We start from the raw sequence: 25,092 nt of genomic DNA on the forward strand, positions 1-25,092 counted from the left end.
TTCGATGAAAAAAGCAACGCCGCCATCGGCCGAGGGAGATCCTGCACATGCCCAAGCTTGTTCGCGCCGCCGTCTTGACCAAATACCTGGAAGTCACCCAGGACCTCGGATTCAACCCGTGCGACATCATGACCGTCGTCGGGCTGAGCAAGGCTCAACTGCGAGTCCCGGAAAACCGTATACCCATCGATTCCGCCGTGCGCCTGCTGGAAGATTCTGCCGTCGCCAGTGGTTGCCAGACCCTCGGCCTGCGCATGGCCGAGTCGCGTCAGCTTTCAGACTTCGGCGCGGTCAGCCTGCTGCTCAGCCAGCAACGCACCCTGCGTGAGGCCTTTCAGGTAATGGAGCACTATCGTCATCTGATGAATGACTCCCTGGGGATCTTCGTTGAAGAAGCCGGCCGGATGGTGATCATTCGTGCCGAGATGGTCACCGAATCGCTGCTGCCCAGTCGCCAGGCCTCGGAACTGGTCATCGGTGTGCTGTTCGGCCTGTGCTCGACACTGCTCGGCGCGCAGTGGCGCCCGTACAGCGTCAACTTCATGCACCAGCCGCCAGAGAACCTGCATCTGCATCGGCGCCTGTTCGGCTGCAACCTGGAGTTTGGCAGCGATTTCAACGGCATCGTCTGCTCCGATGCCAGTCTGGACATGGTCAACGCCAATGCCGACCCGGCCATGGCAAGTTATGCCAGACACTACATCGACTCGCTGCAAAGCGATGTAAACACTTCGTTGCTGTTCGAAGTGCGCAAGGCAATCTACCTGCTGTTGCCCATGGGCCGCGCCACGATCGAACAGATCGCGCTGTCACAGGGCATGAACGTGCGCACCTTTCAACGCCGCCTGCAAGACGACGGCTGTGCCTTCAACGACCTGATCAACGAGGTGCGCCGTGACCTGGCGCTCCGTTATCTGGAAAACCCGAACCACTCGATGAGTAGCATCGCCGACATGTTCGGCTTCTCCATGGCCAGCTCCTTCACCCGCTGGTTCATCAACCAGTTTGGCATGCCGCCAGCGGCGTGGCGTCGCGCGCAGAAACAAGCGGTCGCTCCCTGACAGGGAGCGCTGTTCCCGCCTTTCAACGCACACAAAAAAAACGGCGACTGCTGGTACAGTCGCCGCGAAAACCGGTGCTTGTCACACCGGTGGTGAGCCTCACTGTAACGAGGAGCCAGCCCAGTGAAGCCCTGCCATAAACCTGTGTGAAGCCTGTTTTCAGGAACCCCAGTGCAGTAACAGAAGCACCAGCACCACGAGAAACACAGTTTCCCCGACCATCAGCAGGATCGGCTTGATCCCGACCGCTGCTAGTTCCTTGAGCCGGGTTTTCATGCCCAGGGCACTGATGGAAATCACCAGGCACCAGCGCGAGAACTCATTGACCCCGCCCTGCACCGCCGGCGCGATCCAGCCGGTGCTGTTGATGCAGGCCAGCATCAGTGATAACCCGTGAGCAATCATTGGATAGACGATCATCGCCAGGGTCGACAACGCCGACACGCCGATCACCGTGAACAGGGTCGCACGCTCTTTCTGCGGATGGTTAGGCAACGCCGCGGCCAGGGCCAAGGCTGCCGATGCACCGCAGATGGCGGTGGCGCCACCGGTAAGCATGCCGAACAAAGCCGAGCAGCCTGGCGGCGATCACTGAGACGCCGATGGTCACCACCACCAGGATCACCACCAGCGCCATCGGCTTCCAGCCCAACGCCGCCATTTGTTCCAGGGTGATACGCATGCCCAGTAGCGCCACGCCGATGCGCAGCACCATACGCGCGGTAAACTCGACACCGGCCTTGCACGAGCCTGCGTCCGCCAGAAAGTTCAGCGCCATGCCCAGCAACAAGGCGAACAGCATGAGCGGCGCACCATAGTGCTCGGACAAAAACGAAGCGGCAGCCGCCACGATCAGGCTGACGATAAAACCCGGTGCCAATTCGCGCACGCGGGTATGGGCTTGGGTGAGAGCAATGGCGCTCATGGCATGGACTCCTCGCCAATCAGCATCTGCTCCAGCTTGCGCTTGCCGATCAGGTTCCAGGGGCGATCGAAAAACACATCAACACTTGAAAAACGACTCACAACTTCACCTCTAACGCGGCGTCACTGACAGGGGCTGCGACGCTGTCACCCGTTAAACGGGCAATATCTTTGTGGTAGTGACACTTGGCGTAAAAGAACACCGCCGCGGCCGCGAGGCTGACCAGTGGCACCAGTTGAAACGCGGCATGCAGGCCGATCAGGTCGGAAACCCGGCCGGTAATGAATGGCCCCGGGGCCAGGCCGAGCAGGTTGTTGGCCAGGGTCAACGTGGCAAACGCCGTGCCGTGTACCGAGTAATGGGTCAGGTTGGCGACCATCGCGCCAGCCGGGCCCGTGGTCCCGGTGGCAATCAGCATGCCGAGGCAAATCAACAGCAATTGCACGGGCCCCGCCTGCAGCGCGAACGCCGCCGACAAGAGCAGGCAACTGCCCAGGCAGAAGGCGATGGCCAGGCTGACCTTGCGCTCCGGTGAGTTGCGACACAGCCGATCGCTGAGCATGCCGCACAGAATCATCCCCACACCGCTGCACAGCACAATGAGCGCTGCCAGCCCGCCGGCCTTGTCCGTCGGCATGTCGTAGTAGCGGTTCAGGTAGCTGGGAATCCACACCATCACCGTGCCGCCGACAAACAACTGCAAACCACTGCCGAAATAGGTCGCCACCACCGAACGGCTGGACCACAGGGTGCGCAACGGGCGCTGGACCTGCGCGCCCTGGTTCAGGGCCCGCGCCGCACGTTGCGGCGCAATGCGCGCTTCCTTGACGATGATTGGATACAGTACCGCCAGGCACAGGCCGAACAACGCCATGCCGGCAAATGACCAGCGCCAGCCCAGCTTGGCGGCGATCGCGCCGCCCAGGGCCATGCCCAGCACAGCGCCGAACAAGCCGCCGGCCATGAACGCGCTGGCCAGGGTGGCGCGCATGTGTTTTGGGAATACCGAAATCACCACCGCGATGCCCACGCTGCCGTAGGCGGCTTCGCCGACGCCGACCATGAACCGGGCGATGAACATCTGCGGGTAGTCCTGCGCCAAGGCGCAGCCCAAAGTGGCCAGGCTCCACAGTAGCGCCATCAGCGCCAGGCTCTTGACCCGGCCGAAACGGTCGGCCATCAGCGACAGCGGGAACGTCAGCAGACCGACCATCAGGGCGACAATGCCACTGAGCAAACCCAGTTGGCCGTCACTCAGGGACCACTCGCTCTTGAGCAGCGGGAACACCGCATTGAGCACCTGGCGCGACATGTAATCGGAAATCAACAGGCCGAAGGTCAGTGCAAAGACAATCCAGGCATATCTACGCGCAACGTTGACGCAACCAGCGTCGTCATCGTCGGCGATTGGGTGAAAGGCCATGCAGCCTCCTCATGGGTTTTATTGTTGTTATCCAGCGGATGGCCAATACGGCTCTGCCTCCACTATTATCAGTGACCTGAAGGTAGCTCTGGCGGGGCGTCCTGCACTAAGCTTCGCAGGACACATTCTTGTGAAATTGGGACAGCCCAGCATGTACACCCTGACCCGCAGTGCCAGCCTGACCCACTATGAGCAAGTGGCCCGCTCCGTAGGGCTGGACCCGTTTCGCATGCTGCGCCTGGCCAAGCTGCCGGCCAGTACCCTGGCCGATCCGAACATCATGATCAGCAGCGATTCGGTCGGCTGGCTGCTGGAAGAGTCGGCGCGCCTGTCTGGCCATGAGGCGTTCGGGCTGTTGCTGGCGCAATCGAGGCAGCTGTCCAACTTCGGCATGCTGGCGCTGCTCATTCGCGAAGAGCCGACACTGCGCGCAGCCTTGCTGTCCTGCGCGCGTTACGCCCGGTTGCATAACGCCGGCGTGGAGCTGCGGCTTGAAGATGTCGGGGACCTGGTCCTGTTGCATATGGGTGTGAACATGCAGGGTCATCATGGCGTCTGGCGCCAGGCGATCGAACAGGCGACGGGGATTATCGTGCGCACCTTGATCAATCTCAGCGGCCAGACTTTCCGGCCAGTCAGGGTCAGCTTTACCCACGAGCGACCCGCCAGCCTGGAAGTCCATCACCGCGTGCTGGGCACGGCGATCGAGTTTTCCCAGGAGTTCAATGCCATCGTTTGCCGCGCCCGCGATCTCGACGCGGCCATTCCCGCGGCAGACCCGACGCTGCATCGCGAAGTGAAGCGCTCCCTGGACCTGCTGTTGGCCAACCTGCGCGACGAGCCGGCGCAGCAGGTGCGCCAGGTGGTCAAGATGTTGTTGCCGGGCGGGCTGTGTTCCGTCGATGGCGTTGCCCAGCACCTCGGCGTGCATCGACGCACGCTGAACCGGCACCTCGCGGAGGAAGGGCAAAGCGTCACCACCATCATCAATGCCGTGCGTGCCGATCTCGCCGAAGAGTACCTGGCCAACAGCAAGCGCCGGTTATATGAGGTCGCCGAGCTGCTTGGTTTTTCCTCTGCCGGTGACTTTTCCCGCTGGTTCCGTGGCCAGTTTGGCCAGACGCCGTCGAGTTGGGTCACAGCCTACCGAGAGAGCCAGGTGACACCCGGGTCACTCACCTGAGTAAGTGGAACGGGCGGTCCCAAGGGAGCGCGCCCGCGAGCGGACCGACCTTGTCCCAATACGCTAAGAAAACGTCCTGAAATGCACAGGATTGCCCGTGCCTGCCAACTAGGATAGGCGCGCGGCATCGCTGTCGGCTCCTGCCGCAGACTCCCGCGGATTCACCTGTCCCACACCGCCGCAGCCAAAAAACTGGATCAACAATAACAAGCGCCGCCGTCACTCAAGGCATGGCTTTCACCTGTCACGCCCACGGCCCGGCCATAGACCAAGTAAATGGAGACGCAATGCGAGTCGAACAACTGACCTGCGCCATCGGCGCGGAACTGCTCGATGTGAACCTGGGCGACGCAGTGCGCGATGACGACCTGTTCAACGAAATTTACGCCGCACTGCTCAAACACAAGGTGCTGTTCCTGCGTGACCAGGATCTGGACAAACTTTCCCGTCGCGATCACGAGGCTTTTTCCCTGCGCATGGGGCAGCTCGAAACCCACCCGATGCTGCCCAGCCATCCCGAAGCGCCCGGCCTCGTGCAAATCTACAAGACCCCCGAGAACCCGGCGGACCGCTATGAAAATGCCTGGCACTGCGATGCCACCTGGCGTGAGTCGCCGCCGATGGGCGCGGTGCTGCGATGCGTCGAATGCCCTCCGGTCGGCGGTGACACCATGTGGGCCAACATGGTGCTGGCCTATGACAAGCTGCCGGCGGACGTGAAACAGGAAATTGGCAACCTGATCGCCAGCCATAGCTTCAACGCCTCCTTCGCCGCCGCCATGCCCAGGGAAAAGCGCCTGGCGATGAAGGCGCAGTACCCGGATTCTGAGCATCCGGTCGTGCGCACCCACCCGGAAACCGGCGAGAAGGTGCTGTTCGTCAATGCCTACGCCACACACTTCGTCAATTACCACCGCGATGGCCGTGTCCGTTTCGGCCAGGATTACAACCAGGCCGGCGTCGACCTGCTCAAGTACCTGATCAGCCAGGCCTACAATCCCGAGTACCAGGTGCGCTGGCGTTGGAAGAAAAACAGCGTGGCGATTTGGGATAACCGCTGCACCCAACACTATGCCGTGATGGACTATCCGCCTTGCCATCGCAAGATGGAGCGCGCGGCTATTATCGGTGACAAACCCTACTGATCAGTCAACCGGTTCAGACCCCAGAGACGCTGCTGAGCGTCTCCTTTGGGTCGTTTTTTCCTCTCACCATTGGAGGAAACGGCCAATAGTTGCCCGTCACCCAAACCGCTGTTACGGCGTTTTTCCGGGAGTTCGACCCGGTTTGCGCCCAACAAAAAAGGCCTACGCCATCAAGCGTAAGCCTTTGATATATATGGTGCCCGAAGCCGGAATCGAACCAGCACGCCCTTACGAGCGGGGGATTTTAAGTCATCTTACCCCTCGCCAGCATACAAAAGCAGTTGAGCGCTGAGGCCGGCTTTTGCCCGTGTTTACAGGCTTAAAAACTTGTTAAATCAATAGCTTACGGACATTCTTGGCTGCGTTGAAGAGCGGGTGAGAGCTGAGCTCGGCAGGCCAGGAATGGCGAAAGCTGCCAGCAAAGCTCCCAAGTTAGCTCCCAAATAGCTCCCAAGCCGGCTACCAAATTTAAGGTACTGGGTACCAAATCGCAGACAACAAAAAACACCAGGGTCTCGGTAGACGCTAGTGACAGATAGGGGTGTTTTTTGATGGAACGAGATGAAGCGAGATGGTGCCCCGAGCCGGAATCGAACCGGCACGCCCTGCGGCGGCAGATTTTAAGTCTGATGTGTCTACCAATTTCACCATCGGGGCATGGGAAATGCAAAAGCAGGCGCTGATTTAACCCTAAAACAAAACCAGAATCAATCACTTAGGAAATGAGACCCCCCTTATGGCCAAGAAAATCAATTTTACCAAGTCCGCATTGGACGACCTGACGTGCCCGGACGGCAAAGCCGACATCCTGGTGTACGACACGGAAATCAAAGGCCTGGCCATCCGGGTCACCAAAGCAGGCGGTAAAACCTTTTTTGTGGTGAGGAAATTCAAGGGCAGAGACCATCGAATCAAGCTCGACGCTTACGATAAACGCACCACAAAAATTCCTCTGATAAGGGAAAAAGCCTTGTCGGTGTACACCAATCTGGAGGCGACGTTGAAGGAAAAAATCGTCAAATCCATGCAAGATGAAGTAACTGTCGAGAGTGCATTCGAGGACATGCTGATCGCAAAAGCGAAGCTCACTGAGTGCACCGTCGAAGACTATCGCAAGACTTTTAAAAATCACATTGCTCCAAATTTGTCCGGCAGGCCTTTGCGCACAATAGCTGCTAAAGATGTGACGGCCCTGCACAAAAAGGTGACTGAGCCGGTACCAAAAAAGGATGGGACACTTGGCGCCCCACGGGAGCGGACAGCTAACAAGACACTTTCCCTGCTTGGCTCGATCTTTTCGTTTGCTATTGCCTTCTACGAAAACGGCTCGAAAAAGCTGGTTGAATACAACCCTGTCGACATTATGACCAAGCTAAACCTTTGGCACGAAAATAAGCGATCCAAAATACGCATAAACCCCAATGAGCTTGAGGGGTTTATTACGGAGTGCTTGGCTATTGCTGATCAGCAACCAATGCGGGATGTACCAACATCTTTCAAAACCGTTTCAGCCGCAGTCCTATTTATGCTTTTTAGTGGAGTGCGGCCTGGAGAAATTGCAAAAATTCGAAAGTCAGATATACACCACGCCACCCGGTCAATCATATTTTCGGCGCGAACCAAGCTTAACGAACAGAACTCGCTAAAAAACGGTGAAGAGTTTCACTTGGTGTTAAGTGATAGCTCCTACTGCCAGATCTTGTATGCAATGAAGCACTCGATCAGCGAGTACGTTTTCTCTGGAGTTATTCAAGAAAAAATAAGTGAGTCGAGCGTCAGGGATTTCTTGATCAGGATCCAAGACAAAGTGGGCAAAAGTCTACCTAGGAAGATTATGCGAGCTAGCTTTATATCGACCGCCCAACGGGCTGGAATTGGGCAATTTTATACTAAAGTGCTATCCAACCATGATGGTAAAGGACAAACCGTGGATGTGACGGATGGGTACAAAACCGCCTACCTTTCCGAAGTGCGGGACGCAATTACGCGAGTTGAAAGTGATGTTTATACAATGTCCGGCATGGGGAAAGATGTTGTTTGTAGAGGACTACTGGAAACTTTGGTGCCACTCGACCAAAAAGCAATGGGCGAGTTGGTAGTGCACATGTAAATATGACCGCCTAAGCCAACCCAGTCACGCTTTGAATTAATCCGCACTCTCAGTTGCGAAACCGCTCTACCCTAATGCGAATCTGCACTCACATACTGCGACATTCAACCATGTTCGCACTCTCCCTCTATGATTCCGCACTCACATACTGCGAAAATCACTCCCATATAGTGCGAGGTAACCAATACTCGCACTCCCCTACTGCGATTTCACAATCACCCATAGCGAAACAACATATAACCGAAAATAAATCACTATATTGTCAAAATTACTTCCACCTACTGTAGCTCCACCGGCATAATAGTCTTATATCAGTAGCTAGCCAGTTGTGTCTGTGTCAGACAATAAGAAGGCTACTCACTCCCCTTCGGGGGTTGCGTTAATATGAGCTACCAAATAAAAACAATAATAAGGTGAGCCAGATGAAAACCATTGTGAAGCAGAAGAAAGATGCCAGGATCACGATTAGGCTTAGTGAGTCTGATATAGAGATGCTGGAGAGCAAAATGGCTGAGGCAGGTTACAAAATCGCCGGGGCATTCATTCGCGACTTCGTGGCCAACGGCACAGTTAAACCGAAAGTTAGCAATGACGTTGTCCAGATTGCCCGCGAACTAATGAGTCTTGCATCAATGATAAACGCGGAGAAACCTGGCAGCGAACTCCTGGCAAAGGTTAAGCACATCGCCAAGATCAATGCCGGAGGTGTCGTATGATCGGCAAAATCTTTCCTAAGTCCTCGGGTTCTTTCAAAAAAAGGATCAGGTACATTTTCGGTTGCACTAAGCACGACCACGAGATCGATGGGATCATGACTATCGACTCCAACTGCATCGCCACAGATCCCCTTCCCGCGCTGCTGGCTGGTAGCGAGGATCAGGTAATGGAGATGGTCAAGGAGTTCGATCAAGTTGAGATCTTGCGCCGCATGTCTATCGACTCCGACAAGCTGATCAAGCCAGTCTTCCACGCGATGCTCTCACTCCGGCCAGGGGAGTCACTAACCCCTGAGCAATGGCGCACATCAGTCCGGAAATACATGGCAGACCTTGGCTTTGACGAAACCAATAAATACGTCGCGGTAATGCACCAAGACAAAGACCATCAGCACGTCCATATCGTTGCCAACCGTATTGAGCTGGACGAGGATTTTGCGATGGTCAAGGACAGCGACGAGCGAAGCAAGAGTATGGATTCCGTCTCCGATATTGAAGATTTGTTCGAACTGAAAAAAGCCCCCCGCCCATCGGCCACATGGGGCATCGCACTGAGCCATGCAGCAGTAAAAGCCTCGAACCGTGATGGCGAACTGCCACACAAACACCGCCTGATCGCCAAAATCGCAGGCGCCATCGAGCACACCAAGGCAATCCACGGCGACATGTTCGATCTCGTCGCAGCGCTGAGAAAGCAAAGGGTCTACATCCACCTGACCCTCAGCGAACAAGGCCAACCCAAAGGCATCTCATACGAATACGACGGCAAACACATCAGTGGCCGGCAACTAAAGCGTTCCAGATTGACTTGGCAGAAACTCATTACACAAGAAGGTATCAGCTATGACCCAGAAACCCTTTCAGAGCTTCAGACAGAGATTGAAAGACGAGATCAAGACGAACATCGCCAATCTGAACGACTCCAGTACTTCTACCTTCGATTCCAAGCCGGCGCGCGAAGAATCCCTATCAAAGTCAAAAGCGCCAACTGGCGTCTCGACAGGGACACCAGACTGATCCTGGAAGCCCTCGAAGCCCTGCTCGGCATCGATCTAACTTTCAAAGGTATCGGAAAGCCATCAAAGTACTACATTGAATTCACCCCAGGCCAACCCCTGGTGCTAAGCAACAAAAAGCAAAGGGAACACGAGTTTGATTCACTGCATCTATAACGCGCGGTTTGCGGAAATCGATGGCGTACCCGGCCAATGCGTTGCCGGGCACGTCTTCAGCATGCCTGACGGCGATGACTACATCCAAACGCAACCAATCCACGCGATCTGGCAAGAAAAGGGCGAGCTTTACGTTGAAGACAAAGCCGGCTGCACATACCAGATCGCTGATTTTGACGACGCCGAAGCGGCGCGCCAGGTTGTATTTATTCAGCGCCCTCGAAGTCATTCACGCTGGCTCAGCCGGGCCCGTCGGCCCGAAGCAGCGACTTTAAGAAAATTCCATCCATACACCGCCTACTGCTGAGTCGCTTTCCTGCAAAGGCGAGCGCATTGCATTGTCATAAATTGTCTCAGCTCAAACCTGCCTAGTTCTTGAAATCGTCTTGTTTTGTCGGTACTTGTAGGACACCCATCTCATGCAGGGAACGCAACCATGCAAGCTAGATTCAGAGTGATTGAGACCACCACACTGGACGATGGCAGCAAGCGATACAGGGTCGTTGATCTTGTAGAGGGAGGTTCTGCTAGCAAGCATGGTGTGTTCAAGGTTAGAACAGAGGCAGACGCGGTGTGCTCGACATTGAACGCTGAGCATCCGAGGCAGGTGGGAACGCGTGATGCTGTATTGCGTAGCGCCTACTGATTGGGTGCATTGATATTGCTGTCTGTTTCACCCTATCCCCCCATCACTCAAAGGAAAGCAGAGTGTTCAAACGCAACGATCCGCCCTCCCGTATGACCTATCTCCTCTTGATCGCATTGATGCCGTGTCTGATCCTTTCCGGCCTATGGAAGCAAGGAGATCTGAACCTGCAGACTGCCTCGATTGCACTCACCGTTAACGCGCTTTTCTACTTGAATCTTAAATTCATACAAGACTTCTTTCGTGCTGGCTGGAGCCATGAGTACGAAGAAAAACTCGCATTTTTGAGCTCTCAACTCGCTCGTGATGACCTTTCTTCGAAAGAGCGTATCCGCCTAGAGCGGAAACTGGCCCGCCTACCTAATCGCTACCATCTCGTCACTTCGCCAGATGCAACCTACCGTAAGATTAACGCCATTGGCTCTCTCCTATACGCAAGCACAAAGGTTCTAAAAGCGATGATGCGTTGATCAACATCCCATGACCAAGAAATATCGGATCGTAAGAATTTAGGGACGTAGGAACCATGTCACTGGATGTCGCTTACAGTATTGAGGCAGACGACTATGTTGATCCTGACCGAGCCTGTGACCTCTATTGGTCAGGTGTCATAACGAGTAAAAGGGGCTTTCTCTGCCCTGGTACCGATTGTGAAGAGCAGGTCACGTGCGCAAACCTTAACGAAGACCTACAAAATATGAGGGTTGTTCCTCATTTCAGGATCTATGGTACTCACGCAGAAAGTTGTGAAATCGGTAACCAGCTCCCGCTAGACTTCCTGTATGAACCTGCAGCCTCTGGCCCAGGTGAGCGCCAGACGGTCGACAAATCCATCGTGGATGTTTTCGAGCTGAAACGTCCGGACTCCTACTACGATGAACCTAGAAGCGATGCGCGCGCCGACGTGAGACTTGCAAAAAAACGGAGCAAGGGCAGAACCACTGGCACCCAACGGCTAGCAGAGGGAGGGGGGCTCGGAACGGTCTACTCAGTTCGCTCTGTCGTGAGTAGGTATATTCGTTACAAGAACGACGGTTCGTTGTAGCTCCGCCGGATCAATGTCGCCGGACAAGATGTTCAATACAGCAGCATTTTCAGATGCATATGGGAGCAAGACTTGAATGACCTCCCCGATCATCCAGTGATTTATTACGGTTGGGCCTACATCGACAGAACAAAAAATGACACCGCCTATCGAATTCGGTTTAAGAAAAACCTCAAGCGAGGGAATGAAAGCCTCGGAACGTCTAGCTTTGTCTCCGACGCTGTCATTGCTCAGTACAAGCTCAAAAAGCTGATGGGGGTCAGGCTCTCGAAGATCTGCAAACAAGCCAAGCCCACCGGTTACGTCTTCCTTTATGGACAGCCCACAGTCAGGGTCTCCAATGGTCGAAGCTACGCCAATTTTGATCTTAACAACCTTGATATGATCGATGTGAACTATGATTGCCCACTACCTCCCAAGTACGATAGATAGCCGGGGCCCTTAGCCCGAAGGATTGACCTCCCTATTGACGCTAATTCACACCACAGCTTAGCTATGGGCAAGCGGTGGCTCGGACGCAGAACAACTTGAACACAACCTCCCCTCTCTCCGCCCATGAGGTCTGCCAAGTGCTGACCGACGTCGCGCTCGGAAAACGCATCATGATGCGAAGCTCCAGCCAGTCATGGAATGAGATCTACCACGGCCTCATGCCCGTAGTGATTGATGGATGGCGGCTCACACTATTCAATGACTGTGACACCCTGGACTACTGCGAATACTGCACATCACCTGATGGCCGAGTCGGAACACTTGAGCTCTGGCAGCGTGACGGAGCCGATCCTGTCGACCAATTGAGTACCTGGGAGCGTGAACAGCTCGAACGTTTGCTCGACGCGCTCTGAGCTTGAACGCAAAGCACGTTACCGTTGCCGACCTCAAGCAACGGAGACCACACATGAGAAAGCCACCGATGAAAATAATCATCGAAGAATGGGATGGTGACGGTGCGATTCGAATTCCCGATGAGGCATTGCAGGAGCTGGAACTTGATGTCGGCGACTCGCTGTATTTGATAGAGGAATTTGTCGGCAATACGCGCTGCCTTGTCCTATCGAAGACGCCACAAATCGCGGATCGAATAGACGAGCTCGCTAAAGCCTGGAATCGCGGACAGCCTGGCAAGGCCTTGGAGAAACAAGGCAGTCGCGATTCGCTTGCGTGATTCGCCTCGTCGACCTTCTGGCTTGACCTGAAAACAGCCCATTTGCAAGACCAGCCCGAACGTTTCAAATCTAAACGGGAGCATCTCGGTTAGAAAAAACGAAGCCCCGGAGGTTCGCGGCTCTAGGGTTTCTATTTTCGCCTCCATCCCTTAATGGTTTGACAAACGTAGGTGATCCGGGGCCATTGGCCCGAACAAGCGATCTCTCCATTTAGGTCACACCGCCGCTTAGCTAAGGGCAGGCGAAGCACCTTCCACCGAAGGCGCTCCTGGGCTCGGACTGTTACACCGCTGCGGCACGACGCTTATGAAGCTGCTCCCGCCAGGTACTTAACGCTTCGAGATCCGTCCGTAGCTCCGTTTCCTCGGGAATGATCATTGGGATTTCAGTCGATTGGCTGTGCTCGTAGCAGCTGTATTTAGTCATCAACTCATCAATCAGTCTGCAGTCCTCTACGAGGATCCCCTGAATTGCCCGGAGTCGGCCATCAGTCTGTATACCGCGCCGGTGTCGGAGCACTACCTTGTTGAGCAGATCTTCCTCGACCGATCGCTCCACGAGTTTGCGAAGCTCGCTGCAAATCCCTTGAGCCAACGCACGATATGCATTCGCCCCGCCCGCATCACCTGCTTTCTTGGCATCGATTAGACGATTAAGCAAAATATTGTTCGCTTTCTTGGTTGGAGCATTCCACACATCTTGGTCTGCGGGATGACCGGCGGCCCCTCCATACGACTCAATCCGCATCGGTCGGTAGTGTTCGGCTTTCCATTCATCGCTGACCTTACGCGCCAAGTCTTCTAATACGCCGTACAACGATAACCGGTGAGTCAGGATGATGACCTGCCGTGTCTGAGCCAACGCAACCAGCCGGCAAGCGACAGCCCATTCAAAATCGTGATCCAAGGAGGAAATCGGGTCATCGAAGATGAATGGTGCAGAGCCAGGTTTCTCGCAGACGTCGGCTAGAAACGCTGCAAGGGAAATGATGCGCCGCTCCCCTTCACTCAAAACTCCATGCGGCTGGGTTCGCGCGTCTTGAGCACCCTTGAGCCGAACTTGATGGAGCACTACGGCATTGCGCGTCCGGGTTTTTACCAACTCTACCTGGATGCGATTAGCACCCAGAGCGCGAAGCTCTTGATTGAAGCGTGCGACGTACGCGTCGGTGACGACGGCTAGAGTTACCTCGGCTGCTTTGGTGGAAATAGGCCGGGAATTGGTGAGTGATTTCCAGTCGTCATACTCTTTGACCTTTTTAAGGCGCTCCACCTCAGCTCTTACTGCTACTGCCTGTTGGGTAATCCACCTGCGAGCCTCCAGGGCTAGTTTTTCCTTCGTGGCTTGCACTCGATCGAACTGAACAGCATCCGCTTCGTGCTGGGCAGCTGTGTCCTCCAATTCTCCTTGGTAGTCCGTGAGGGCAGAAATGTTTGCGACCTGAGACACGACAGGCGCTGCTGGCTGGGCGGCCTCATGGCTAGCGAGGGCTGCGCGTGCTAGCGCTGCGCTCTGCCAAAATCCTTTGAAAAACTCCGGCCAGCCCTGCTCACCTATTCCCGCTGCTTCGCATTGGGTCGTTATCTCATGCTCCGACGGGATCTTTGGCATGCGCTCTAACGTTTGGCTGTAACGCGACTCCGCATTCTGAGCGTCTGCTTCTAGTTTACCCTGCACGAACCCTTCAAACTCTTGGAGCCTACGCTGCGCCAGCTCATCAAGCGTTTGATGGCAAAGCGGGCAACGTGCCTGATCGTGGCTAACGGGAAAAGCATCGTGGGGGTATGGAGAGGCTGAGAATAAGCGAGCGGCCTCCCACATTGCACGCCAAGTGGGTAACCCCACTCCATCCAATTCGGCGGTCTTGATTTTCGCCCCTTCAACTGCAGCTTGGCGACTCTCTTTAGCCGTTTGCCTCAGATCGCGTATGGATTGGATGCTTTCTCCTCCATAGGCCCGAGCTGCGTCGGTCAGGGCTATGATTACCTTTTGGAGCTCGGCTTTAGTCCGTCGCTTCTGAACTGCCAACGCAGCCGGATCTTCAGTCTTCAAGCGTTCGGCAAGTACGGCGAGATGCTTTTCGTTTTCCGGCTTCCAAATCAAAGCGTCATTCAAAACTGCAACCGTCGCCGTGCCCAAGCTCTCATAGAGTCGCTTGCCCGGAGTGCCGTCATAGATGATAGGTAGCTGAGGTAGCGCTGTTACAAGCTTGCATTGCTCGGCCGTTAACATGTCTCGAACTTGCTCAACCACGACAGCGAGTTTTTCGAATAGGCTGACCAACGGCGGGATATACGTTGCAGCACTTTCAGCAGTCAGGTAGTGACTGGCTTCCTCGCTGTCAAAAATGTCTATATCGCGAAGCGCCTCGATAACAGGCTGGCCGACATGCCATTCGTGTGCGCTTTCGTGGCCGTTGAGCTGTGAAGTGATATGGCATTTGCTGGCAGGGGGGGGCGGCTTTGAAAACATTGGTTTTCAGTTCACTAGCTCGAGGTTTCCCTGAAAGCTTCTTCAAAATGCGGGTGTAGCTAGATTTGCCGGATCCGTTATGACCGTAGATCACCGATAGATTGTGGATGCCAAACTCCAGTGGTCGGCGCGGCTCAAGATTTTCGATACCGGCTATTTCCCCGATCCGTATCAGTCTCAGCTCTTGCTGGGCTGCATTCCCCTGGTTCAACTCTGCAAATGGGCGGTGCGTCGACGGTTTGCGTCCGACTGGTGTTTTGATCAGGGCGACCAGATCCGCTAGGTCGTCTTGGCCAAGAGCCCCTTTATTAAGGAGTCTGTCTGCCGCTTCTTGGAGCCAGTCGTTTTGCTTATGAAGCCACGAACGGATATCAACCTGCGCTTGCATCTTGGCCACTCCCTGACATTTGGATGTGGCAAAAAGCTAGCAGAGATCAATGTCACTCGCCCATCTATTTAATACGAGACAAAAAGTAACGCTGCAATCTTGCCGCCTAGCGGCTCAAACTATTCAACGACTGTGACACCCTGGACTACTGCGAGTACTGCAGGTCGCCTGATGGCCGAGTCGGGACACTTGAACTCTGGCAGCGCGACGGAGCTGATCCTGTCGAGCTACTGAGTCCCAGGGAGCGTGAACAGCTTGAGCGACTACTCTCTGGGCTTTGAGCATGCATGCAAAACGGCAGGTGAATGTTTGGCCCCTTCATTCATCGAAAGCAGCATCCAAGACTGTAGCTATGACATCATTTTCATCACAGACGGTTGCCGCTAAGGCTTGGTAGGTTTACCAGGATTTTTAACCTGCAATCCGGGTAACTGCCAATCTACGATGCAACCACAAATATAAATGGCCCTGCCCTTACTACCTGCTCAATGTACCAATCGAATAACTAGTGCTTGGCTTCCGAATAGGAGTAACAAATTGCTGAACCGTCCGGACAAAGACGCGCTCCGTGCAATGCTGGAATCGCAAGTCCAAGAAAAGCTGCAGCACGACCCAGACGCGGTAACGACTTATGCAGCCCAGCCTGTACCTGACCGAAAACCCTACACCAGCAAACCCACGGTTCAGGACAAGGCATTTCACAAGGAGCTCGAGCAGATGCGTGCAGATGCCGAAGCTGGAGTGATACATACGCCTAAGAGAGAGCCGGAGGACGGGGCCGCTCCTAGCCTTAAGCTTGATGATTATCCGGATCTGTAGGGTGCCATTGAGAATCTACAGGCAGGAACTGCTTGCCGGCTCATAGCAACGGAAACCACACGTGAGAAAGCGACCTATGAAAATCATCATCAAGGACTGGGATGGTGACGGTGCAATCCGGATTCCCGATGAGGCGTTGCAGGAACTGGAGTTGGATGTCGGCGACGCTGTGTATTTGATCGAGGAGTTTGTCGGCAACACGCGCTGCCTTGTCCTTTCGAAAACGCCTCCAATCGCGGATCGAATAGACAAGCTCACAGAGGCCTAGGATGGCGGAGAGTATGGTAACGCCGAGGTGAAATAAAGCAGTCACTCGACGAGCCGGGCCTAAGGCCCGAAAATGCGGTAGCAACAACCCATCTCAAAAGCCGGCTAGGAATGAAACGCGAGGCAAACCTAACAAACCTTTCTCCATGTGAAACGCTATCGACGAGCATTTACTCCTTCAGTGCAAAAACTGCGTTCCTGTCATCAATGCTTACGATGACCTTCGGCTTGCGAATCATGCCCTTCAGTCGCTTAACGGAATAAGTTGCTGCCGCCATGGCGAACTGGCCATTTTCCAGATTGACGAATTCGACCTCATCTCCTGGTTGCAGGCCTATAGCAGCCCGTACCTGGACAGGGATGGTGATTTGGCCTTTAGAATTCACAGTGGCACAAACCATGAGGATACCTACGCGATTGGGCACTTAAATGATAGCCGAGCGGTGCGGTAGGCTTTAACGTGAAGACGTGAGGTCGAGCCGGGCTTAAGCCCGAAGGAGCGATAGCCAAAGAAGCTTTAGCTCCGAAGCCCAACAAATCACCTATCCTGCGCCGGAACTGAAGCAGCACGCCCTCTAACAACTCCGTCAGAGCGTGGCTGTATGCACGTGTCGATGTACCTTGGACAGATCAAAGCTAGGACATCCATGTCATGAGCATTCAAGCAAAGCTTCTTCACCTTCAATCCATCCAAAACCTCCTCGCGCCCTACCGCTACCTTTACTGCGTAGACCTTGAGGCAACCTGTGACCAGGTGGATGAGTCGGAATCACCAAGACCCCTCGCAGTCGTTCCCGATCAGATGGAAACGATTGAAATTGGCCTGGTAGTAATCGATTTGGAATCGCTTGAGATCGTCGATGAGTTCCAGCGTTTCGTTCGGCCTCAGATCAACCCTACCCTGACCGCTTTCTGCAAAAAACTCACCTCCATCCATCAAGCAGACGTGGACGGCGCCCGAACCTATCAAGAGGTTGGCCAAGAGCTAGCAGCGTTTATTGCCCGGCATACAGATGCTGCTTGGGCATCTTGGGGTGACTACGATGCAAGGCAACTGGAGCGCGATGCAGGATTAGCTGCGTGCCCTTCCCTGCTCTCCGGTCTGCAGCACTTCAATGTGAGGAAATGGCATAAAGGGCTCTACGACAATCAGCCGAAGGGACTGAAGCAAACAGTAGAGGCCATGGGTTTGGCCTGGCAGGGTACCTACCACCGAGGGATAGATGATGCGAGAAATGTGGCTTCCATCGTGAAGGAGATGCTTGACTAATTTATGAGCCGGGCCTCAAGGCCCGAAGGTGCGATCTCTCCATTGCCTTTACTTCATACCGCAGCTTAGCGGGCAAGCGATGACTCGAAAGAAAAATGAATTGAACACAACCTCTCCTCTCACCGCCCTCGAGGTCTGCCAGGTGCTGACGGATGTCGCGCTTGGCAAACGCATCATGATGCGAAGCTCCCTCCAATCATGGAATGAGATTTATCATGGCCTCATGCCTGTGGAGATCAATGGCTGGCAACTCACGCTATTCAATGACTGTGACACCCTGGATTACTGCGAGTAATGCAGGTCGCCTGATGGCCGAGTCGGTACGTTTGAACTCTGGCAGAGCGATGGAGCCGATCCTATCGAACTACTGAGTGCCTGGGAGCGTGAACAGCTCGAACGATTGCTTGCTGGGCTCTGAGCATGCATGCAAAACGACAGGCGAATGTTTAGCCACTTCAGCCATCTCGAAAGCTGCGTTCAAGACTGTAGCTATGACATCATTTTCATCACAGGCGGTTGCCGCTAGGGCTTAGCAGGCTTACCAAAGTTTTTAACCTGCAATCCAGGTATCTGCCAATCTGCGATGCATCCACGAAATAGACGGCCCTGCCTCACCAACTGCTCAATCTACAAATCGAATAGCTAGTGCTTGGCTTCCGAATAGGAGTACCAATTTGCTTAACCGTCCAGACAAAGACGCGCTCCGTGCAATGCTGGAGTCGCAAGTCCAAGAAAAACTGCAACACGACCCAGACGCGGTAACGACTTATGCAGCCCAGCCTGTACCTGACCGAAAACCGTACACCAGCAAACCCACGGTGCAGGCCAAGGCATTTCACAAAGAGCTCGAGCAGATGCGTGCAGAAGCTGAAGCCGGAGTAATGCATACGCCTAATCGCGAGCCAGTGGACGGGGGGGCTCCTAGCCTTAGACTTGATGATTACCCGGGCCTGTAAAACGTGCTGCTGAGATCTACAGGCGGGAACGGCTTGCCGGCTCATAGCAACGGAGACCAAACGTGAGGAGGTAAAGTGGAGCCGGGCTAAAGCCCGAAAGAGCGATAGCCAAAGTAGCTTCAGCTCCGCAGCCGAACACATCGCCTATCGAATCTCACATGTGCCACCCGCGCAATGTATGGCGACCGCAGTCAGTCATGGAGCGAGTGCTGCCTTGATCAAGCGTGCGTTAGGTAAGGCTCGGCGCACGTCTTCTATGGCGCCCTCTATTGCGTCATGTGCAGAGGCTGCTTCACGGACAAACTCCAATGCCAGGCGACCTGGCTGTCCGATTCCGACCAAAGCATCATCACAGCCTGCTTCCGCCAAGCGATCCATAATCGCATCCATATCGTTGTAGTCAGACGGCAATTGGTATGCCAGGGTGAAAGTACATTCCATCTCTAATCCTTCGCTTCAGCAGACTCTTGATTGGTGTTTAGTTTTGCGGGATACAACGAGCAGTTGCTCATAAGGTTGGGTCGGTTTGATCGATGACAGCACCATACTACCGTCTCTGGACAGTGCCCCGACGTCATTCAAGCTGACTCAGCCGGGCCCGTGGGCCCGAAGCAGCGACTGTTAGAAATGCAGCCACACACCGCCCACTGCTGAGCCGGCCTCCCCGCAAAGGCGAGCGCATTGTGCTGTCATAAATTGCCGCAGCAAATCCTGCCTTGATCTTGAAATCGTCTTGTTTAGACGGTAGTTCTAGGGCACCAATGTCATGCACGGAAAGCAAGCATTCGCGAAAGATTCAGAGTGATTGATTCCAACACCTTGGACGATGGCAGCAAGCGATACAGGGTCGTCGATCTTGTAGAGGGCGGTTCTGTTCGAAACAGGACGACGTGCTTTGCGAACGCCAAAAGGTAATGGGCGACAGGATGATTGGCACCCGCGCAATGAATGGCGTCTTAGTTCAGTCATGGAGCGAGAGTAGCCAAGATCAGGCGCGCTTTAGGCACGGCTCGGCGCACGTTTTCAATGGCACTCACAATCGCGTCATGGGCAGAGGATGCTTCACGGACAGACTACAACGCCAAGCGTTCTGGTTGTCCGACTCCGACCAACACATCATCAGAGCCTGCTTCCGCAAAGCGATCGAATTGGTCCGTCAAGGTGAAAGTACACTCCATCAATAATGGTTGCGGATGCTACCAAAAATTCAGACTAAACAGCGAAATCGCAATATTAAGCATGTTATTAAAACGCCATTAACGCGCCCATAACCAAGAAAATAATCGACATCCCAAGAAAATATCGAAAAAACTCTCTTCGTTCAAAACCGTTGAATTTTGTACCCAAAAAACCTAATTGCATTACGCAGACCTAACAATTGACAGAAATTCAACAAAAAGCGGTATTGACCAATCTTAAGCAATCTGAAAAAGTGCGCACATCGCACTAAAAAACCCATAAACGGTATCAAAATGACATATTCTATCGAAGTTTGTATCAACGAAAATTCATCATCAGTTTTTCTGAATTTTGAACGTATCAGCGAGGAATTTCGGATTGTCAGGCATTGCAGATTTCAATGTATTGGCTGGGTTCTTAGTGCAGTGGCTCAGGTCGAGGCAGAGGTACAGAACGGCGCCACTTGGGTAAACCCAGAAGAGTCAGTTAAAGCTCTTATGCGGTTTCCCGTTATCCCTGAATATCTGGCGAGAAAACTTATCGCATCTGGTAGCCAAAGCGAGCAGTTTTCTTTGGTTTGGGACTTCCTATCGGACGCAGAAAAAAATGAGGCCATCACAGTAAACTTTGATTACTTTCATAATTTTTGGCCCGGATTCCAATTATACGCAACAGCTATCTCGCTACAAATAGCTAACACACAGCAACTAGACGAACTCAAGAAAAAATGCGAACGCCTGAATGACGAGGTACAAAGGAGCTTAACCATAAGAGCTCCAATATTGAGTATGCCAGATGAGAGTTTCACACCGATCGCGCCAATTAACCACATTGGAAATAAGCGATTCCACTCGGACAGCACTGATAGAGAGGTAGTATATGAATCACCCCCGCGCGCTCTTTGCGAGGATGCTGAAGACCCAGAAGACCCTGAAGATATCCCATTCTAAAAGACTATTAACCTATCTTTATCTCGCGACCCTCGCAAAGCGCCGGCGTTGCCCGCTTTAATCCCGACGAAACTAGCGCCCGCGATCTGGCTCGATCAGCAAATGCCTGAGTATCGAGATCCCTTTCCGGCAGTAAAAATTTACCGTGCAATCACCATCTTTAGACCTGAAGGAAGCGCCCGTTGTATCCGTGAGCTTGCCCAGTGATCCACATCGACGCTATCTGGCTCGCGATCGAGCTGATGGATACGCGCGCCGTTACCGAGACTGCATTGGCCAGAGTGATCGCGGTACTCGGTGCGGCGAAGCCACACTGTGCTTATCTGTTTGCCAATCGCCGCGCCAACCGGATGGAAGTTTAGGTGCACGACGGTGTTGGGATGTGGCTGGCAGCGCGAGGTTATCCTTGATAAATTTGAGCCATTCACAAATTTTGTGTCTGAATCTGAATCTGAAGTGCTGTGATGACAATACGGTTAGATGCTATCGTTTTTCGCCTGCTCATCGCTTATCGCGTCCAAAACCTCCTCAGGAAGAGAAAGCCTATAAGGGCCAATAAACTTCCAGCCAACAGCCTCCGGCAGCTTCTTCCATCTCTCGCACAACTCCATAGTCTTGAACGTATAAGGTGAGTTCTTACACACGCATGTTTGCTGTCATAATACGCATAACAGCCAACCTAGACGTTGCTGCCGGAGCTATCACGCTCACCCAATCACGAATCACGAATCACGAATCACGAATCACGAATCACGAATTTTCAGATAGAATCACGCTCCCGTTGAGTGCCGTACAGAGAAAATAATCTTCAAGTAAACGAATCAGCGACGAAATTCTACCTTTCGCGACCACCGCGATTCTTTTTTCAGCGTGGCGGAGCGCGCCGGGAACGACCAGTTCATCCCGTGCTGCTCGCGAGCGTCGAGCGCTCGGTTGGTGGTGGATATACGACCCAGCGCGGGCCGGCCGCATCAGTCGGTCTGCGACAGAGGCTGCGCTGGTTTAGCGTCACGCTTCCTATAGTTCAGCGGCGATACTCCGGCGCGCTGTTTGAATGTCTGCCTGAATACCCGATCCGATTGAAAACCGAGCATATGTGCGATCACCGAAACGGGGTGCTTGGTCGAAATCAGTAGTTCCGAGGCCAGCTGCACGCGCCACGACAGCAGGTATTCAATTGGCGGTTGCCCAACCATCTGAGTAAACCGCGCGGCAAAAGCTGAGCGCGACATGCCGGCTGCCGAGGCCAATGCCGGCACCGTCCAGGGCGAGGCAGGTTGGGCGTGCATCACTTCCAAGGCCTTGGCCACTTTCTCGTCGCCAAGCCCGCGCAGCCAACTGATTGGATGCTGTCGTTCAGCCTGTATGAAGGCGCGCAACAGGCTGACAAAGGTCATTTCCGCCAGCAGTTTGGCCACCGCGTAATAACCGGAACGGGTTTCTTCGCGCTCGGCCTGCAACAACGCAACCGCCGACTGCACCCCTGGGAAAGAGCCGCTGTCGACGCCGCGCATCACAATGAATTCGGGCAACACATCAAGCAGCAAATTGCGCCCACGCCCCTGGAACGTGAATGCCAGGCCAAGCAGCGTGGTCATTTCACCACCGCCGCCAAACTCCACCCGTGACGGCGCGGCCGGGCGGTGTTCGGCGTCCAGCCCCTCGAATGTCGTCAGTTGCCAAATTTCCGAGAGCGAGGCCAGCGCCGAATCTGGCGCCGCAGCCAACGCACATACTCCGCCACGCGGCACCAGCAAGGCATCCCCACATAACAGCTTTTGCGGGGCATGGCCCTTGGCGTAAAACCAGCAATGGCCTTGCACCACCGTCATGCAAAACCCTGGGCTGAAGTCTCTGACATCCACGCCCCACGGCGCGGATAACCGCCACTCGGAGATAACCGTCGATTCCACTTTCAACGAAAGCAGTACGTTGCTGAGCAAATCCATCGCATGGCCGTTTCGGGAAGACACCTCCGAAATACTGGGCCAAATGTCAGACGCGTTCAACGCTCACCTCACCGCTTGCGCCAAAGATGAGACCATTCGCTTTTGCGCACGCCTAATTGGCGAACTTGCCCAAGCGAGAACCTGCCGAATACGCCAGCTGGAAACCTTTAGTTGCTTGCAACCGCTGGTACCAATCCGAGACGCGTGGCAGCTCACCCCACAGCGAACTCATGCCCAGATCTTCGAGCCTGACAATGCTTGGCATCACCGCGATATCGGCCAGCGTCAGGCGGTCATGGGCGAGCCAGGTGGTTTTCGCCAATGCGTTTTCCATGCGCTGCAACGTCTGGTTGATACGTTCCATTGCGCCATCGAGTTTCTGCTGGGCAAAACCGTTGGGGCCAACCTCCAGGGCAAAATATTTACGCAGCGGCAAACGGCTGGCGAACTGCTCACGCTGCTCCTCGCTCATAGCCCGCAAGGCGCCGCCAAAGAGGTTCTGGAACGAGGGATAACGAATGGAAGGCGTCATTACCTCATCCAGGTACTGAACCCAGGCACGCATGTGGGCGCGTTCAACCGGATTTTCCGGTACGAACCGAGGTTCAGGAAACACCTCATCGAGGTATTCGTTGATCACACTGGAATCGGTAATCACCGCACCATCGTGTTTTAACGCGGGAACCAGTCCATTAGGGTTTATTGCCAGATACTCAGGTGTCACATGCTCGCCCAACTCTAGGCGCAGCCGCGTATCAACATACGGTACGCCCTTCTCGCCCAACACAAAGCGTACGCGCTGGCTGCAGGTGGAAAAAGCGACGTTATAGAGCTCTATTTCGCTCATCTTTTTATTGTTCCTCTATTAATCCAAACATGGCAGCGACAGCTAAAAGCGGTCTGGCTCAAAAGAGTATGAAGCTCCTCGGATTTTTACCAATGGCCAACGACGATGGCTGGTATCGATGCGCGCCATACACACTTGCCATAACCGATATCGTTTAATTTATGGAATAAATAACAATTAAGATCGTAGCGACATACCCCCGTATCCTTCGACATCCACAGAATCGATACGACACATTTCTACCAACCATTTTACACATGCATAGTTGGGCAATAGGCTGCGAACACCGACCAAGAACCGATGCTCTATTCACGCGTATAGCTGCAGCGGCCTCCCCACAAAAACAATAAATGAAGGTCTTTCAATGCCGACCTATTCAAACGCTTCACACTTTGCGCTCGGAATGTTTTCGGCGGCCGACGGCCCTGCGTTCCCGGGCATCGTTTTCAATGAGCAGGTTATCGCATTGGATGCATTGCGGCCCGTTTGTGCACGGTTAGGGGTGCATCTGCCGCAAGGCCGCGACCTGTTCGACGTCCTGCAGAGCTGGCCGCGCACGCTGGAAGCATTGACCCAGGTGGTGGCCGAGATTGGCCGCGATGCCACGCTCGCCACCGTCGCTCAGCCGCTTGCAGCTCTGCATGTGCACGCGCCGCTGGATCGTCCCCGGCAGGTGATCTGCTGCGGAGCCAACTATTTCAAGCATGTTGTCGATCTGATGGTGGCCGGTGAAGTGGGCAATGGCCCGGAGACAGCAGGGATGGACAAGGATCAGGTGCGCGCTTACGCGCAAAACCTGATGAAGGAGCGCGCGCTGCATGGTTCGCCATATGCCTTCAGCAAACCGGCCGCAACCATCACCGGGCCCTACGACCCGATCATTCTGCCCAGGCAAGCGAAGAAACCTGACTGGGAGCTGGAGCTGGCGGTGGTCATGGGTAAAACCGCGCGGCATATCAGCCGCGAGCACGCTCTGGACTACGTAGCCGGCTACACCATCGCTAACGACCTGACCAACCGCGACCATATCTGGCGGCGGGATGACATGAAAGCCATGGGCACTGACTGGATTGCCGGCAAAAGTAGCCCGACGTACTTGCCGCTCGGCCCTTTTATTGTTCCGGCCGTATTTATCAGTGACCCGCAGAAATTGCGGCTGACCCTGAAACTTAACGGGCAAGTTATGCAGGATGAAGTAACCGGCGACATGATTTTCGATGTAGCCCGACAAATTGAATACCTCTCCGGGCTCGTTCAATTAAATCCTGGAGACATTATCTGTACGGGGTCGCCTTCAGGTAATGGTACTCACTACAACCGCTTTCTTCAGTCCGGCGATGTACTGGACTGCACAATTACCGGCCTTGGCAGTCAACGCAATCACTGCCAAGACGAACAGTAAA

The 25,092-nt window shown here is 54.3% G+C and carries 23 protein-coding genes, 1 tRNA gene and 2 pseudogenes; 18 read left to right on the forward strand and 8 right to left on the reverse strand.

The features are described from left to right. The first annotated feature begins 47 nt into the window (after positions 1-47). On the forward strand, positions 48-1,061 hold the full coding sequence (locus ACM6I6_RS18080) for an AraC family transcriptional regulator (protein ID WP_274075975.1): 1,014 nt from the start codon (positions 48-50) through the stop codon (positions 1,059-1,061). A 159-nt stretch (positions 1,062-1,220) separates the two neighbouring features. Here the strand turns inward: ACM6I6_RS18080 and ACM6I6_RS18085 are convergent. Beyond that, positions 1,221-1,986 (reverse strand): annotated as a pseudogene (locus ACM6I6_RS18085) (YeiH family protein). A 97-nt stretch (positions 1,987-2,083) separates the two neighbouring features. Next, complete coding sequence (locus tag ACM6I6_RS18090) at positions 2,084-3,409, reverse strand: MFS transporter (RefSeq protein ID WP_414920358.1); 1,326 nt, start codon at positions 3,407-3,409, stop codon at positions 2,084-2,086. A gap of 151 nt (positions 3,410-3,560) precedes the next feature. Between ACM6I6_RS18090 and ACM6I6_RS18095 the strand changes: the two genes are divergently transcribed. Further along, entirely contained in the window at positions 3,561-4,592 is a 1,032-nt protein-coding gene (locus ACM6I6_RS18095; protein WP_414920359.1) for an AraC family transcriptional regulator, read from the forward strand. A 287-nt stretch (positions 4,593-4,879) separates the two neighbouring features. Next, positions 4,880-5,737 carry a TauD/TfdA dioxygenase family protein gene (locus ACM6I6_RS18100; RefSeq protein WP_274075972.1) on the forward strand — a complete coding sequence of 286 codons (858 nt, stop codon included), beginning with the start codon at positions 4,880-4,882 and terminating at the stop codon, positions 5,735-5,737. Positions 5,738-6,309: 572 nt separating this feature from the next. On the opposite strand, the gene ACM6I6_RS18105 is transcribed toward ACM6I6_RS18100, so the two are convergent. Continuing rightward, positions 6,310-6,394: transfer RNA gene (locus ACM6I6_RS18105), tRNA-Leu, on the reverse strand. A gap of 79 nt (positions 6,395-6,473) precedes the next feature. On the opposite strand from ACM6I6_RS18105, the gene ACM6I6_RS18110 reads away from it, so the two are divergent. From ACM6I6_RS18110 to ACM6I6_RS18145, 8 genes are all read left to right on the forward strand, one after another. Beyond that, the gene (locus ACM6I6_RS18110) at positions 6,474-7,847 is read left to right on the forward strand and encodes a tyrosine-type recombinase/integrase (RefSeq protein ID WP_414920360.1); all 1,374 of its coding nucleotides are present in this window, start codon (positions 6,474-6,476) and stop codon (positions 7,845-7,847) included. A 422-nt stretch (positions 7,848-8,269) separates the two neighbouring features. Then, complete coding sequence (locus tag ACM6I6_RS18115; protein ID WP_414920361.1) at positions 8,270-8,563, forward strand: plasmid mobilization protein; 294 nt, start codon at positions 8,270-8,272, stop codon at positions 8,561-8,563. Further along, positions 8,560-9,735 carry a relaxase/mobilization nuclease domain-containing protein gene (locus tag ACM6I6_RS18120; RefSeq protein ID WP_414920362.1) on the forward strand — a complete coding sequence of 392 codons (1,176 nt, stop codon included), beginning with the start codon at positions 8,560-8,562 and terminating at the stop codon, positions 9,733-9,735. Before ACM6I6_RS18115 ends, ACM6I6_RS18120 begins: the two co-directional genes overlap by 4 nt. Further along, positions 9,716-10,042, forward strand: a complete 327-nt coding sequence (locus ACM6I6_RS18125; protein ID WP_414920363.1) for a hypothetical protein — start codon at positions 9,716-9,718, stop codon at positions 10,040-10,042. The genes ACM6I6_RS18120 and ACM6I6_RS18125 overlap by 20 nt, the downstream gene beginning before the upstream one ends. 401 nt (positions 10,043-10,443) lie before the next feature. After that, positions 10,444-10,851, forward strand: a complete 408-nt coding sequence (locus ACM6I6_RS18130; RefSeq protein ID WP_414920364.1) for a hypothetical protein — start codon at positions 10,444-10,446, stop codon at positions 10,849-10,851. Between the two features lie 647 nt (positions 10,852-11,498). Next, positions 11,499-11,858: a hypothetical protein gene (locus tag ACM6I6_RS18135; RefSeq protein ID WP_414920365.1), complete on the forward strand. Its 360-nt coding sequence runs from the start codon at positions 11,499-11,501 to the stop codon at positions 11,856-11,858. Between the two features lie 137 nt (positions 11,859-11,995). Beyond that, complete coding sequence (locus tag ACM6I6_RS18140; RefSeq protein WP_414920366.1) at positions 11,996-12,271, forward strand: hypothetical protein; 276 nt, start codon at positions 11,996-11,998, stop codon at positions 12,269-12,271. A 53-nt stretch (positions 12,272-12,324) separates the two neighbouring features. After that, a complete protein-coding gene (locus ACM6I6_RS18145) occupies positions 12,325-12,591 on the forward strand; it encodes an AbrB/MazE/SpoVT family DNA-binding domain-containing protein (RefSeq protein WP_414920367.1) in 267 nt (88 codons plus the stop codon). A gap of 283 nt (positions 12,592-12,874) precedes the next feature. On the opposite strand, the gene ACM6I6_RS18150 is transcribed toward ACM6I6_RS18145, so the two are convergent. Then, the gene (locus ACM6I6_RS18150) at positions 12,875-15,064 is read right to left on the reverse strand and encodes an AAA family ATPase (protein WP_414920368.1); all 2,190 of its coding nucleotides are present in this window, start codon (positions 15,062-15,064) and stop codon (positions 12,875-12,877) included. A 103-nt stretch (positions 15,065-15,167) separates the two neighbouring features. On the opposite strand from ACM6I6_RS18150, the gene ACM6I6_RS18155 reads away from it, so the two are divergent. The 3 genes from ACM6I6_RS18155 to ACM6I6_RS18165 all read left to right on the forward strand — a co-directional run bounded on the left by ACM6I6_RS18155 (position 15,168) and on the right by ACM6I6_RS18165 (position 16,539). Then, entirely contained in the window at positions 15,168-15,347 is a 180-nt protein-coding gene (locus ACM6I6_RS18155; RefSeq protein ID WP_414920369.1) for a hypothetical protein, read from the forward strand. 642 nt (positions 15,348-15,989) lie between these two features. Continuing rightward, positions 15,990-16,271: a hypothetical protein gene (locus ACM6I6_RS18160; protein ID WP_414920370.1), complete on the forward strand. Its 282-nt coding sequence runs from the start codon at positions 15,990-15,992 to the stop codon at positions 16,269-16,271. 61 nt (positions 16,272-16,332) lie between these two features. After that, positions 16,333-16,539: an AbrB/MazE/SpoVT family DNA-binding domain-containing protein gene (locus ACM6I6_RS18165; protein ID WP_414920371.1), complete on the forward strand. Its 207-nt coding sequence runs from the start codon at positions 16,333-16,335 to the stop codon at positions 16,537-16,539. A 169-nt stretch (positions 16,540-16,708) separates the two neighbouring features. Here the strand turns inward: ACM6I6_RS18165 and ACM6I6_RS18170 are convergent, their stop codons facing one another. Further along, a complete protein-coding gene (locus tag ACM6I6_RS18170) occupies positions 16,709-16,939 on the reverse strand; it encodes an AbrB/MazE/SpoVT family DNA-binding domain-containing protein (protein WP_414920372.1) in 231 nt (76 codons plus the stop codon). A gap of 251 nt (positions 16,940-17,190) precedes the next feature. Here ACM6I6_RS18170 and ACM6I6_RS18175 point away from each other — a divergent pair, with 251 nt between their 5' ends. Beyond that, positions 17,191-17,808, forward strand: a complete 618-nt coding sequence (locus tag ACM6I6_RS18175) for an exonuclease domain-containing protein (protein ID WP_414920373.1) — start codon at positions 17,191-17,193, stop codon at positions 17,806-17,808. A 1,163-nt stretch (positions 17,809-18,971) separates the two neighbouring features. Here the strand turns inward: ACM6I6_RS18175 and ACM6I6_RS18180 are convergent. Next, positions 18,972-19,205, reverse strand: a pseudogene (locus ACM6I6_RS18180) (hypothetical protein); the annotation flags it as partial. 1,031 nt (positions 19,206-20,236) lie between these two features. Here ACM6I6_RS18180 and ACM6I6_RS18185 point away from each other — a divergent pair. Further along, positions 20,237-20,893 (forward strand): hypothetical protein, encoded by a 657-nt coding sequence (locus ACM6I6_RS18185; protein WP_414920374.1) that lies wholly within the window; start codon positions 20,237-20,239, stop codon positions 20,891-20,893. Positions 20,894-21,096: 203 nt separating this feature from the next. After that, the gene (locus tag ACM6I6_RS18190; protein WP_414920375.1) at positions 21,097-21,255 is read left to right on the forward strand and encodes a hypothetical protein; all 159 of its coding nucleotides are present in this window, start codon (positions 21,097-21,099) and stop codon (positions 21,253-21,255) included. A gap of 609 nt (positions 21,256-21,864) precedes the next feature. On the opposite strand, the gene ACM6I6_RS18195 is transcribed toward ACM6I6_RS18190, so the two are convergent. Beyond that, a complete protein-coding gene (locus tag ACM6I6_RS18195) occupies positions 21,865-22,842 on the reverse strand; it encodes a cupin domain-containing protein (protein ID WP_414920376.1) in 978 nt (325 codons plus the stop codon). Positions 22,843-22,954: 112 nt separating this feature from the next. Beyond that, complete coding sequence (locus tag ACM6I6_RS18200) at positions 22,955-23,689, reverse strand: glutathione S-transferase family protein (protein WP_414920377.1); 735 nt, start codon at positions 23,687-23,689, stop codon at positions 22,955-22,957. A gap of 364 nt (positions 23,690-24,053) precedes the next feature. Here ACM6I6_RS18200 and ACM6I6_RS18205 point away from each other — a divergent pair, with 364 nt between their 5' ends. Further along, entirely contained in the window at positions 24,054-25,091 is a 1,038-nt protein-coding gene (locus ACM6I6_RS18205; protein ID WP_414920378.1) for a fumarylacetoacetate hydrolase family protein, read from the forward strand. Position 25,092: the final 1 nt, after the last annotated feature.

It is taken from the genome of Pseudomonas sp. IT-P218 (assembly GCF_949767605.1).
Taxonomy (GTDB): Bacteria; Pseudomonadota; Gammaproteobacteria; order Pseudomonadales; family Pseudomonadaceae; genus Aquipseudomonas; species Aquipseudomonas putida_AE.